Source organism: Pseudomonas sp. NPDC087358, from assembly GCF_044900785.1.
Taxonomy (GTDB): Bacteria; Pseudomonadota; Gammaproteobacteria; order Pseudomonadales; family Pseudomonadaceae; genus Aquipseudomonas.
This window is the reverse complement of sequence record NZ_JBJDOA010000013.1, coordinates 169,049-183,618: the sequence shown is the minus strand read 5'-3', so window position 1 is coordinate 183,618 and position 14,570 is coordinate 169,049. Positions and strand designations below refer to the sequence as shown.

The 14,570-nt window shown below is 59.8% G+C and carries 2 protein-coding genes; one reads left to right on the top strand and one right to left on the bottom strand.

From position 1 onward, the window contains the following. Positions 1-401 precede the first annotated feature (401 nt). Positions 402-7,811, bottom strand: a complete 7,410-nt coding sequence (locus ACI2KS_RS24975) for a DUF4214 domain-containing protein (protein ID WP_404623678.1) — start codon at positions 7,809-7,811, stop codon at positions 402-404. 980 nt (positions 7,812-8,791) lie between these two features. Between ACI2KS_RS24975 and ACI2KS_RS24970 the strand changes: the two genes are divergently transcribed. Further along, positions 8,792-14,305 (top strand): DUF4214 domain-containing protein, encoded by a 5,514-nt coding sequence (locus tag ACI2KS_RS24970; RefSeq protein ID WP_404623677.1) that lies wholly within the window; start codon positions 8,792-8,794, stop codon positions 14,303-14,305. Positions 14,306-14,570: the final 265 nt, after the last annotated feature.

Here is a 14,570-nt window from a genome sequence, read left to right as displayed (position 1 = left end):
ACATGCTCCGATTCAGTGATCACCACCACCCGCTTCTGCCCGGAGGGCGTGGGAGTCCAGCTTGCTGACGATCTGCCGGGAACCGGCAGCAAACCCTGTTGATCGTTCCCACGCTCCGCGTGGTAATGCCGCCCTGGACGCTTCGCGTCCACTCCCGGAGCGATGGCTGACGCGGAGCGTCAGGCGATGCGTTCCCACGCGGAGCGTGGGAACGATCAGAAACGCGACTGACCTGACGAATGCGGTCAGCCAGTCACTACCAGGTACCTGACCCAACGCATTCGCCAGCAAGCCGCCTCCTATAGTGATTCGTTGCCGCCCAGCCAGCGCGGCCCCCAAAAAAAACCCCGCTTCCTTTTCAGGAAGCGGGGTTTTGGTATTGCAGGTCAGCTACAGAAGTATCAGAGCGGTATAGCCAAGTGGCTCGCCAGGTGCAGATCATTAACAGTGCTGATCGAACCTGTGTAAGTCACGGTACCCACCAGAGTGATGTCCGCAGCGCTGTCGACGACGCCTGCTGCACCGCCGCCGGCAGAGTTCACGAAGTAGACGTTGGCGGAGTGAGCGGTATTGTCGAAGGTGACGACCACTTCCTTGCCATCGACTTTCGACAGGAACGAGCTGTTGAAGTCTGTAACGCTGATGGCGTTTTTGCTGGCGAGGCCAAGGCTGTTGCCATCAAGCAAGGTCACCACGCCAGCGCCACCACCGAAGTCGGAGGCGTCGTTGACGATTTCACTGCCCGCAGTCGAAAAACCACCCAGGAAGGACGAGAAGTCCAGCGCGCTGCCCGCCGCGCCGACCGAGAAGTTCTTGACCAGATCGACACCGTTGGCCGCTGCCGAAGCTGCGAAGACGAAGGTGCTGGCAGTGTTCATGGTGACACTGTCGTTGCCGGTGCTGGTGAAGAAGCTCTGATGGCCGGAACCCAGAATGACGTTCGAAGCTGCCTGGGCATGAACCGAGACGCCGTCGCCATCACCGATGGTGATTGCGTTGGTCGAACGGTTGCTACCTGCCAGGTAGATGTCTTCGAAGCCCGTCAAGCCGCTCAGGTTGGTGGTGACGCTGGCCAGGCCAACATTCAGCACGTCGTGAGACGAGGTACCGGCGCTCAGGGTCTGGCCAGCCAGATCAGCCGCCGTGTCCGTCACAACCAGGCCTTCAGTGCCCGACAGTTTCAGCGTAGCGCTGGCAGCCAGTGCAGCCTTGACGTCCGCAATGTTGCCGGTGACGGTGCCGACGGACGAAGCATCGACTTGTACATCAGTCTTGCCGTCGATCGATGCCAAGGTGGCTGCGGCAACGGTACCGGTGTCGGTGAGCGTCACAGTGACGCCAGCCTTGACGTAGGTGCTGTCTGCAACCAGATGCGCCGCCGTGTCGGTGACTTTGGTGTAAGCCAGAGCAACGTCGGTGAAACCGTCGATGGTCGCCAACTGAGCAACGGTAGCCGCGTCGGAAACGCTGACAGTGATGCCGTCCTGCACAAAGGTACCGGCGTTCGTAGCCAGATTGGCCGCTGTGTCGGTGACTTTGGTGTATTCCAGGTCAGCGGAAACCAGATCGATTGCCGCCAGCTGCTCAATCGTCGCCGCGTCAGTGACGACGACAGTCTTGTTGAGGCTGTACTTGGTGCCAGCCGCCACTGCATCAGCCGCCAACGCCGCCGCCGTGTCGGTCACGCCTTGATAGTTCACGGCATCTACACCGTTCGCTGCATCAATCGCAGCAACCTGTGCAACTGTCGCGGTGTTGTCAGTGATGGATACGGACACGCCAGGCTTGATGAACGCTGCTGCATCAGCCGAGGTCAGGTTGGCGATGGAATCGGTGAGAGCGGTGTAGATCACCTTGCTCGCATCGCCAGTGGCCGCAACCAGCGCCTTCAGTTCAGCGACGGTGGCGTCGTCCTGCACGGTAACCGTCGATCCTACAGCGACATACGAAGTCAGCACGCCGTTGGTGAACAGGTTCAGATGGGTATCTGCCAGATTCGCCGCGGTCACTGTTCCGCCGGTCATCGCGGTGATCGCTGCCAGGCTGGCGACGGTCGCTGCATCAGACACGGTGACGTTGATGTCGGTGGCCGGGTCCAGGAACTCAGCGCCGTGGGCGACAAGATTCTGCGCGGTGTCTTTGACGGCGGTGTAACTCAGTTGGGTTGGATCAACCATGTTGTCGCTGATGGTGGTCAGGTCACCCAGCGAAGCTGCGTCAGTCACAGTCACCTTGGCTGCGAGTGATACGAACAGCGCGTCGCCAGCCAGTGTCGAACCGGTATCGGCAACCTCATGGAAGTTCGGGTTTGTCCCGGTAGCTGCCTTGATGTCAGCCAACTGCTGCACGGAGGCGGCATCGGTCACATCGACAGTCATGCCCAGAACAACGAAGGTGCCATTGCCGCCATTGGTCAGTGCATCGATGGCCAGGTCTGCAGCGTTGCCGCTGACTTCGTGGTACTCGACGTCGCCAGTGGTTTTCGTGGAGATCGCAGTCAGATCGGCAAGGTCGATCGCGCCGCTCACGAACACATCGACATCACCTTTGATGTAAAGGGTATCGGCAGCCAGGTGAGCACCGGTGTCAGTGATCGACGCGTACGTCAGCTCACCGGTGATTTTCTGGTCGATGGTGTTCAGGTCGGCCAGGGAGATGGTTGTGGTCACTTCGACCGCAATGTCGCCCTTGACATGACCGTTGGCTGATTGAGCGTCCAGCGTCAGCGTGTTGGCGGTGTCCACCAACTTGGTGTAGGTGACAGGGCTATCGACCAGATCCTGGATGTCATACAGGTACTGCATCGAAATCCCGCCGATGACTGTGACCTTTACCGAACCGTGGATATAGCTGTCTGTGTTCGCATGCAACGCAGCAGCGCTGTCGGCGATCTCGTTGTAAGTCACAGTGGCCGACTTGTCGTCGATGGTTTTCAGATCAGCCAGGTCAACAACACCGGTAATCTCAACGTTTGTGCTGTTGCCGATGTAAGGAGTGATGGCAACCAGATGAGCAGCGGTGTCGATGACCGAGGCTGCGGTCAAAGTGCCCGCGCCGTTCGCGCCGTCGATGGTGGCCAGGGTGCTCAGCGAGACAGCGTCGGTCACATTGACGTTCGTGCCGTCGACAACGTAGTGAGTGGCGCTACCGTTGATGTTGGCAAGCAGCAGTGCAGCGGTATCGCTGACACTGGTGTAGGTCAGTGAGGCTGCGCCATTCTTGCCATCGATGTTAGCCAGCTGAGCAACAGTGGCTGCTCCGCTCACAACCACGTTCACAGCGTCTTTGACGTAACCGCCGGTGTTGTCGAACAGCGCGCTGGCGCTGTCGGTGACCGTCGTGGCAGCGACTGTGCCGGTGCCGTTGACGCCGTCGAGCACTGTCAGTTGAGCAATGCTCGCCGAGTCAGTCACGGTCACATTTACGCCGGCTTTGACGTAGCTGCCGGAGTTGGTGGTCAGCGCAGCGATGCCATCCTGGATCAGGTTGGCAGTCAGCGTACCGCTGGTTTTCAGGTCGATAGTGCTCAGTTGCGCCAGGGTGGCCGCATCGGAGACGGTCACGTTGACGCTGCCGTTGACGTACAGGCCGGTGTTGGAAACCAGTGTTGCGGCGGCGTCCTTGATCGAGCCATAGGTGAGGGCCGCATTGCCATTCAAGCCGTCGATGGCGGTCAGCTGGCTGATGCTCGCATCGTCGAGGACGTTTACCGCAACGCCCGCCTTGATGTAGTTGCCAGCGTTGGCAGCCAGCAGTGCAGCGTTGTCAGCGACGGTGTTGGCAGTCAGAGTACCGGTGCCATTGGCGCCATCGATGCTGGTCAGCTGAGCCAGGGTAGCAGCGTCGTTGACGGTGACATTGACGCCCGCCTTGATGTAACCACCCACGTTGCTCACCAGTGTCGCAGCAGCATCGGCGATGTTGGTCGCGGTCAGGCTGCCAGTGGTTTCCAGGTCAATGATGGTCAGTTGACCCAGGGTCGCGGTGTCGGAAACAGTGACGTTCACTGCATTCTTGACGTAACCACCGGTGTTGCTCACCAGAGTGGCGGCCGAATCGGTTACCGAGGTGTAAGCCAGTGTGGCGGCAGTCTTGCCGTCAACGTTGGTCAACTGAGCAATGGTCGCCGCATCGGTGAAGCTGACGGTGCCGGCCGCGCCCAGAATGTCGCTCGAAGCGGCGTCCAGGTTGGCAGCGTTGTCGCTCAGGGTGGTGTAGGTAACAGCGCCGATGCTATTGATCGCCTTGACGCTGCCGACCTGAGAAACAGACACAGCGTCGGTGATGATGACAGCGTGGCCAGCCAGCTTCGAAACGTTCGAGGTCAGGTTGGCAAAAGTGTCAGTGACAGCGTTGTAGCCAGCAATGATGGCGCCAGCCGACGTGATGGTCGTGAGCTGGGCGATCGATACCGCGTCATCCGTCAGCGAGACGACTTTGTCCGTAAGCAGACCCGCCGCGTCTTGTGCAGTCAGGTGTGCATAAGTGTCGAAGACGCTGGTGTAGGTGACGCCTGCAATACCTGCCGCGTCCTTCAGCGCCACCAACTGCGCAATGGAGGCAGCATCGTTCACGGTCAGGGCATGACCTGTGATGGTTTGCAGATTGGCGGCGTCAGTCAGATTCGCAACGCTGTCTGCGATGGCGCCGTAAGTGACAGTACCTTCGTCAACCGCATTGCGGACATCGGTAATGTTCTGAATGGAAACAGTCCCGATGATCACAGCGTCATGGAGCTCGACGATGCCGGCGTTTGCCACGTTGATCAGGTTAGCGACCGAATCGGTCACTGCACCGTAAGCGACAGAGCCGTTGTTACCCGCAGCAGCCTCGACCGCCTGGATATCGGCTACAGATGCATCGCCAGTGACTTGCAGAATCTTGCCAGCAACGGCCTGGGAGTTGGCCTGGTCGATCAGGACTGCCACGGAATCGCTGACTACGCCATATTCAACACCGCTCACGTTAAGCTGATGGAGCTCAGTCAGATCCGCGATGCTCAGTGCATCACTGACCGAGACCGCATGATCAGCGATCAGCTCGCCTGCGCCCAGCAAATCGGCGATTTCGCCTTTGATGCCGTTGTAATCGACGCCAGCGTTAGTGCCAGTACCCACGGCGGTCTGTACTGCGGCCAGATCGTCTAGGCTGATGAACTCGTCGTCGATCTGAACGTGCTGGCCAACCACGACCGAGGTGTAGTCTGTGTCAGTGAGGTCTTCCACGGAGCCGTGCAGGTTGAACACGATGTCCAGGGTGACGGCGGCCTTGTTGACCGCGCCGTTCACCAGGTCGGTGTATTGCTCCTGCAGAGCCAGGGCGGCTTCCACACCGATCGAAGCAGTCACTTCGATATGGGCGGAGGTCAGGTTGTAGGCGAAGTCGTCGCCCAGCGCTGCGGTATCGCCGCCCAGGTAAGCCTGAATGTTTGCCAGCGAATCATTGACGGTGAAGTCATGACCGATCAGCAGGGGCGCGTTAGCGACCAGGTGCTCGACGGTGTCAGCCAGGCTGTAGGTGAAGACCAGTGGAGTATTGTCGCCAGTGGCACCGGCGTAGACGCTCTGCACAGGCAGTTCTGCCGCGATCAGCGCCTGCACGGTCAGGTCGCTGCCAGCGTCGAAGCTGGTGTCGGTCAGGCTGTAGGTGGTGTAGGTCAGATCCGAATCGGTGCCTTTGTCAGCAACGATGTGGGTCAGCGTGTCGCTTACGCTGTAATCGTGACCGGCGGTGACCGGGAAATCCGAATTCACGTCATGCAGCAGATTAGCGACGGTGTCGGTGACGGTATAACCGGCATCCAGGCTCAGCGCTGGCTCATTCTCTGCGCCATCAACCACTGCCTGAGCTTGAGCCTTGAGCAGGGTAGCGTTGGCCACGCTGAGGTTGTCGCCCAGGTCAATGCTGGCGTCGGTCAGGGTGTAGTGGTTCAGGCTCAGCGGCGATTCCACGTCGGCTTTAGCGGCCAGAACGCTGAGCAGCGTGTCGTTGACCACGTAAGGACGATTGCCATCCATCACTGCCAGGTGGTTGTTGAGCGCGGCGGTGAGGTTTTCAACGGTGTCGTACAGGGTGAAGGTTGCGTTGAGCGTGACCGGGACGACGTTGAGGGCGTTCTCGACCGCCGCCTGGAAGAATTCCAGAGCCTGCTGGCCCATCGTGACGGAAAAATGCACGTCCGACGGCACAGTTACGTTCCCGCTGGTCAGGGTGTAGTCGAACCCTTCTGGCAGCGTGTCTTGACCAATTGCCGTGAGAACGTTTTCCAGCGAGTCGTTGACGATGAAATTGCCGTCTTGGACCAGTGGGTGTTCAGCATCAAGGTCAAGAGCCAGGTTCGCAACGTTGTCGACTACGGTGCCGTGAGCCGCCAAAGCACCGGTCAGGACGTTGATGGCAGTCAGTTGTGCAATCGACGCGTCATCGCTGACGTTCACAGCGACGCCAGCCTTCACGTAACCACCCGCGTTGGCCTTCAGGTGAGCAGCTGTGTCGCTGATGGAGTTAGCGGTCACAACACCCGAGGTCTTGTCGTCGACGGCTTTGACCTGAGCGATGGTCGGCGACTCAGTGATGGCAACGGCCTTGTCGCCCAGACCGGTCAGGCCGCTGGCACTCAATGCAGTCAGCAATTCCTCTTGAGTACCGCGGATGGTGCCTTCGAAAGCGGTGAAGTTCAGCTTGGCCGTGGAATGGTTGTCGACGAGGTTCAGTTGCGCTGCGGTGATTACGCCCGAGCCGGTCACTGCAACGTTGCCGTTACCAACGATCTCCACGTTACCGAAAATGTCCAGGATGCTGATGTCGCCAGTGACGGAACCGGCGATATTGAGCCCCTGGGTGATAAGCCCCGAGGCAATCGTCACTGCAGTCCCGGTTTTCGGAGTGAAAACGACGTCGTCACCATGCAGGCTGATTGTCACAAGCCCGTTCTTGGTACCCACGATGTAGATGCCCGCATCTTCGCCCGTGCTGTTGGTCACGGTGAACGTCGGGACAGTGACAGGCGGAGTGCCTGTATCGCCGCCGCCAGTCGATGGCGTGGCCGCTGTCACATCAGTGCCAGCCTGGGTAGCCGGGTTGTCCAGCGCAGCCGGATTGGTCTGCGCCGCTACAACCTTGGTGTTGATCGACGCGAACAGCGTGGCCAGGTTGGTGTTGCCAGTCACGCCATTGGCCACTGCAGTCAGGTAAGTGGCCAGATCGGCAACTTCACCCGGAGCGGTCTTGATCAGGTTGGCGACGTTGGTCAGCGCGGTGTTCAGCGCGGTCAGGACGGCTGGAGTCTGGTTGCCGGCAGCGCTTGGAACCAGTTTGATCAGGTCCAGGGTGGCGGTCAGGGTGTTGCTGTCGGCGGTGACCGAGGTCAGGACCTTGGCGGCCAGGGTGACGTCGTTCAGGCCTTTGTCGGCGAAGGCGATACCGACCGATGCCTTGTTCGACAGCAGTGCTGCGTCCGCCTTGCCTTGAGTGGAGGTGTTGGCCTTGGCGCCGTTGATGACGGTGGCGACGAAGGTGTCACGGCTGATCGCGCCGCTGTCGAGCTGGGCTTGCCAGTACGCCAGGCCAGCGGCATCGCTGGTGCGGCTCAGCACGTTGTCATAGATGGCGTTGACGAAATCGGTGGTGCTCATGCCGGCCGGGTACTTGGCCTGGCCTTCTGGCTGGGATTCGACCCAGTTCTTGGCAATCTGACCCAGGGTGATGGTGCCCGAGTTCAGTTGATTGACCCAGTACGCCAGACCTGCTGAGTCCGGTGCACGGTTGAAAAACGCGGTGTACAGCTCAGCTAAATCCGACTGGGTGCTCATGTCTATCTCCTGACGACGAAAATTCAAAAGCCTCACCAAGTGGTGAGCCTCTTATTCCAAGGTTTTACTGTTTTAAGAAATCGTACCCAGAACGGGTGCCCGAACTTTGCAGAAAAGTTGGGGCGGCAAGCATCTCAGGGAAACAATTAACTTTCTAGTATTATTTTTTAAACCGCGCCAGCAAACCGGCGCCAATAAATCAACACAACTTAAAAACAACTTTCCGGTTAATACCAAAAAATCGCGCGCTGCATTTATATGGAGAAACCCTCAAAAACACGCAAACCAGAACAAGACTAAGCTGTAATAAAAATGAAACACGTATGCGGCATACCCCTGTGTTTACTGGACAATCCGCGAAAAACGTAAAACTGGCGCCATTTTTAAACCTTTTCCAAACACCAAAAACAAAATAACTAATGAGTCAGCTAACCACTATTCGTTTGGCAACTGAGTAGCTGCAAGAAGAGGCAAATGCTTACAAAGGAATTAATACTTTCTGGTTTTTAACCTCCTACTGATCACTTTTTGATCTCTGGTCTAGCAATAAAATAACGATGACTATCCGAGCAGAAACCCAGCAATAAAAAGTGTCATAGCCAAATATATAAAAGACATACGCAAAGCCTTTCGAAAAAGCGCTGATAGTTTGAAAACGCCTAACCTCCTCATTTCATTGAGGAATTCACCCGGTTTTTGCCATCACTTTGGCATCACGGACAGGAGAATCCTGACCAGCCGGCCATCTGCGGATTCAGCGTAGGCGCTTGATCTTAGAAAAATGCTTGCAGGGCAGTAGCTTGGCTAAGCGCCATCATCGGTGTGAGACAGCCCTTCTGCCGTTGCGAATCCCGGATGGAAAGGCGCTCAACGGTAATGTCGGATTGCCTTGGCCAGACCTATACTCCGCAGCGAATCGTCCTACAAATCCTGCATTTTTCTGCCTCGCCCTGTAGTCAGGGACAGATAAGGAACATCACATGCCCTCGCCGTCGTCCCCCTACATCGTCCTCTTGGCTCCGCTGAACTACTCCGAAGCCAGCAGCGGCGACATCGATACCTTCACCGCCTACACCGACGCCCAAGGCAATCTGGCGCATTACGCGTGGGTCATGAATCAATCTGGCGCGAACATTTGGACTGCGTCTATCAATTCGCCCAGCGACTCGGCGGACGTGATCCAGCTTTCGATTCCGACAGGGTATGCCGTAGACGGCTACTCGCTGTCGATCACCAGTTCGACGATCAACTCGTCCGCGCTTTTTGACTTTGGCTCGAACAGTGGCGGGAGCTTTGATGATTTCCGCGCGTTGGCCAGCTTCAGCAGCAACAACGTCGTCGGGGCGGGGACCTACAGCATCACCATCGGCAGCGGCACCAACGTGCTTAGCTACACCCTCCAACTGAACATGATCAAGGTCAACGAAGCGCCAACGATCACCGAGGATGCCCTCTACCCCACGTTCTACACGGGCGGCGCGCCGGCGGATCTGTTCAGCAACGTCGTGGTGAGCAACGAGGCCGGGCAGCACATCACCCAGATGACCCTGACCGTGTACGACGTCGTCGCGGCCGACAGCGAATTTCTCACGATCGGCAATGCCGATATCCGCCTTGCCGATGGCCAGTCCGGCACCCTGAGCAATGGCGTTGCCTTCACCACTACCGACAGCAACGGCTCGATCGTGGTCAGTCTGGTGATGCCCGCCAACACCACGTCGCAGACCCTGCAAGCCCTGCTCGACGGCATGACCTACAAGAACACCAGCGCCAGCCCGACACTGGGCGATCGCTACATCGAACTCACCAGCGTCAGCGATGACGGCGGCACTGCAAAGACCGGTATCGACACTGGACAGCTGGGTGACTACGCCACAGTCACCGTCGCAGCACCGCTCAACGCAGCACCGGTGGTGACCACCGACAGCGGCAGCGCGGCATTCAATGAAACCGCTGGCGGCACCTCGACGCCGGTGACGATCGATGCCAGCCTCACTGTGATCGACAGCGACAACACCACGCTGCTTAGCGCCAAAGTCAGCGTGAGCAACCACTTCAACAGCGCGCAAGATGTCCTGCTGTTTACCAACAACGGCACCTCCATGGGCGACATCAGCGGGAGCTACGACGCCAGCACCGGCGTGCTGAACCTGACATCCGCCGGCAGCGCCACCGTCGCGCAATGGCAGGAAGCCCTGCGTTCAATCGCCTATAGCAATTCCTCGCACGACCCCGACACCAGCCCACGCACCATCAGCTACGTGGTCAATGACGGCACCTCCGACAGCGCGATCGCCACGCGAGACGTCACCCTGACTGCCGCCAACGATGCGCCGGTGCTCACGACCACCGGAGCCACAACCTCCTTCACCGAGGGAAACAACGTCACCTCGACGGCTGTGGTGATCGACAGCGGGCTGAGCCTGGGCGACATCGACAACCTCACCCTGGCCAGCGCGACAGTCGCCATCACCAGCGGCGGACATTCTGCCGAAGACACCCTGGGCTTCAGCAACAACCCGGCGACTATGGGCAACATTCTGGCCAGCTATCACGCCGCTACAGGCGTGCTCGACCTCACTTCGGCCGGCGCGACCGCCACCCTTGCGCAATGGCAGGCGGCCTTGCGTTCCGTGACCTACAGCGACAGTTCAGATACCCCGAACACCTCGACTCGGACCATCAGCTTCACGGTCAATGACGGCGCGGCCAACAGCAATTTCGGCACGAAATCGGTATCGGTCACCGGCGTCAACGACGCCCCGATAGCGACGGTCAGCGGTGGTTCGAGCGCGTTCACCGAGGGTGCCGACGCCACTTCGACACCCGTCATCGTCGACGGCGGCCTGACCGTCAGCGACCTGGACAGCGTTACCTTGTCGACGGCGAAAGTGAGCATCACCACCCACTTCAAAACCGCTGAAGACAAGCTGCTGTTCGTCAATGATTCCACCTCCATGGGCAATATCAGCGGCGTGTACCATGCCGACACGGGCGTGCTCGACCTTGCCTCATCAGGCAGCACCGCCACCCTTGCGCAATGGCAGGCGGCGCTGCGCTCGGTTGCCTATACCGACACCTCCGATACCCCGGACACCAACGCGCGAACCATCACTTTCGTGGTCAATGACGGCAGCACAAATAGCGCAGTCGTGCAGAAAACCGTCACCGTGACCGCCGCCAACGACGCGCCGGTCGTCAGCACCAGCGGCGGGGAAGTGACTTTCACCCCGGGCAACAACGCCGCCGCGGTCCCGGTCATTATCGATAAACAACTGACGGTCAGCGACCCGGACAACGCAACGCTGGCCAGTGCGACCGTGGCTGTCACCGGTCACTTCAATGTCGGCGACGACGTGCTGTCGTTCACCAACAATGCCGCGACCATGGGCAACATTTCCGGGAGCTACAACGGCGTGACCGGCATATTGACGCTGAGCTCGGCGGCCAACCAGGCCGACCTCGCACAATGGCAGTCGGCGCTGCGTTCGGTCACTTATACCGACAACGCGATTGTGCCGAACACCGATACCCGAACCATCAGCTTCACGGTGAATGACAGCCAGGCCAACAGCACCACTGTCACCAAGGACATCTCGGTGGCGACGGTCGATCAGTCTCCTGTACTTGGCACCAGCATTGGCGACACCGTGTTCACCGAAGGCCAGAACGCAGCCTCGACGCCCGTGGTTATCGACAGCGACCTGACGGTCAGCGATGTCGACGGCAACCAGTTGGTCAGCGCCACCATCAGCATCGGCAACCATACGGCTGATGACTTGCTGGCGTTCGTCAACGATGGCTCGACCATGGGCGACATCACCCAGAGCTACAACGCGGCGACGGGTGTGCTGACCCTGAGCTCGGCGGCTTCGGCGTCGTTGGGTGAATGGCAAAATGCATTGCGCAGCGTCACCTACAGCAACAGCTCGGACACACCCGACACCACCCCTCGCGACATCAGTTTCGTGGTCAACGATGGCGGCAGCGACAGCGTGGTGGTGAAAAAGACCGTGACGGTGACCAGCGTCAACGACGCGCCGGTGGTGGTCACGGGCACCGACCCTGCAACATTCATCGAAGGGCACGACGTCGCGTCTACGCCTGTGGCCATCGACAGCCAGCTGCATATCAATGACGTAGACAACGGCACGCTGGCCAGCGCGAAGGTCAGCATCACCGGCAATCTGCACAGCGCCGAAGACCTCCTGGCGTTCACCGGCAGCGCTGCAACCGGCAACATCATCGCCAGCTACGACGCGCTCAGCGGTGTGTTGTCGTTGAGTTCAGCGGATGCAACGGCCACGCTTTCGCAATGGCAAACCGCCTTGCAGTCGGTGACCTACAGCAACAGCTCCGACAACCCTAGCGCGGACTCGCGGGAAATCAGCTTCGTAGTCAATGACGGCACCGACGACAGCCTGGCTGCGGTCCAGACCGTGGGCGTCCTTCCGGCCAACGATTCGCCGACCATCAGCGCGCCTCCAGCGAGCACGGCCTTTACCGAAGGCGACAGCGCGGTAGTGGTGAACGGCAACGTGGCTGTCGCGGACGTCGATGACACCACGCTCCAAAGTGCCAAGGTTGCCGTCAGCCACTATCAAACTGGTGAGGACCGCCTCGCGTTGGCGCCTGGCCTGCAGGACATCGGCGATATCACTGCCTCGTTCAACGCTCTCACCGGCGAGCTGTCGCTGACCTCGGCGACCCCAGCGACCCTTGCACAGTGGAAGACCGCACTGAGCTCGGTGACCTACGAAAACATATCGCAAGCCCCCAGCGGCTCGGCGCGCACCATCACCTTCACCGTCAACGATGGCGAATTCGACAGCAATGTCTTCTCGCAAACCGTTGACTTGTTTGCCGTCAACGATGCGCCGGAAATTACCCTGGCCGCCGCCACCCAGAGCGTTCGACAGGACACGACGCTGGTGTTCAACACGGCCAACCACAACCTGATCCGCATCGACGATGTGGATGCCGGCAGCAGTGAGGTGCAGGTCACGCTCTCGACTACCAATGGTTCGCTGACGCTGGGCAGCACTACCGGCCTGACAGTCGCTGGCAACGGTCAGGATAGTGTCCTGGTCACAGGCACCCTGGCGGCGATCAACGCCGGGCTGAACGGCCTGAAGTTCGCGCCCACCACGGGCTTCACCGGTAGCGCTACGATCAACGTGTCGGTAAACGATCAGGGCCTGAGCGCTGGTTATCCAGATCCATTGACCGCCGATACGTCGCTGGCGATCACCATCACCCCGACGCCGACAACACCGGTCACGCCACCGGTCACCGTCGATGGCGTACCTGTGACCAGCACGTCGGTCACGCTGCCTGACGGCGAGACCGGCAGCAGTGTTTCGGTAGGACTGGTCACTGATTCGCGTGTCGACAGTACCGGCAATGCCAGCACCGCCGATATCGACCTGGTGGGCAGCGGCTCGGGCGCTTCGCTGTCGGCCAAGTTGCCGGTCGGTTACGGCCTGACCGCAGCCGCCGGGGCGGTCAAAACCGTGGCCAACAGCGCCGAAACGCTGAAGGCCGCGATCGACGCCGTGACGGCCAACACCGACCAGGCGCATCAGAACGTCAACGGTCAGCACTTCCTCGACAAACTGGCCGATGGCTCTTCGCTGCTGGTGACGACCGTCACCCCGGTAACCGCCAGCACGGCACCGACTCAGGCGCTGGAACTCGACGGCTCCAGCGGCTCGCAACTTACCGCGCTGGTGATCGATGCCGGGCAAATGGGCGGCAAGGGTTCGCTGGTCCTCAACAATGTCGACTTCGCCGCCGTTGTGGGCCAGGCCACCGTGCAGGGCAACACCACCGGGCAAGTACTGACCGGGGACGACGCCAGCCAGAGCTTCATCGTCAATGCCAGCGACAGCTTCGTGTTCGCCGGTGGTGGCAGCGACACCCTGCAAATCACCTCCTTCGCGGCGGCCAACAACACGGTGCTACAAGGTGGCCAGGGTAACGACACCGTGCAGTTCAGCGGTAACAGCTCGCTGTACAACATTGAGCAGCACGGCGGGTTCACCATCGTCAGCAGCAAGGACGATCCGAACCAGCAGGTCAAGGTTGTCAACGTGGAAAGCCTGAGCTTTGCCGACGGCGCCGTGTCGATTCCCACCGACACCCAGCAGACGACGCTCGCCGCCTTGTATGAAGGCTTGTTGGGGCGTCAGGCCGACGTCGCCGGGTTCGACTACTGGACCCAGCAAAGCCTGAGCATTGGCGGGATTGGCCTGTCGATCCTCAACTCGACCGAAGCCGGCGCCAAAGCGTTGAACGGCGACACCAGCCACGACATCGCGGCGATGTACACCGCGTTCTTCGGCCGTGCCGCCGATGCGGCAGGCCAGGCGTACTGGACCGAACAGGTCCAGCAAGGTCACCTGACCTTCGTGCAAGTCGCCGACAGCCTCCTCACCTCCGCCGAAATGGCCAGCCACAACAAAGCCCCGGCCACCTGGGACTTCACGGTCTGATGGAAAAAAGGGCAGCCCGAGGGCTGCCCTTTTCTTTACTCGCGTCGGATGTACCACCCACTTGTCTGACGCAGAGCGTCACGGGCTGCATTCCCACGCGGAGCGTGGGAACGATCAACGATAGGTTCAGGGAAAGGCCGGCAGATTTGATCGCGCCCACGCTCTGCGTGGTAGCCACTCGCCGGACGCTCCGCGTCCCGTGATGGGTGACGCAGAGCGTCAGGGGTTGCATGCTCGCGCGGAGCGTGGGAACGATCAACGATAG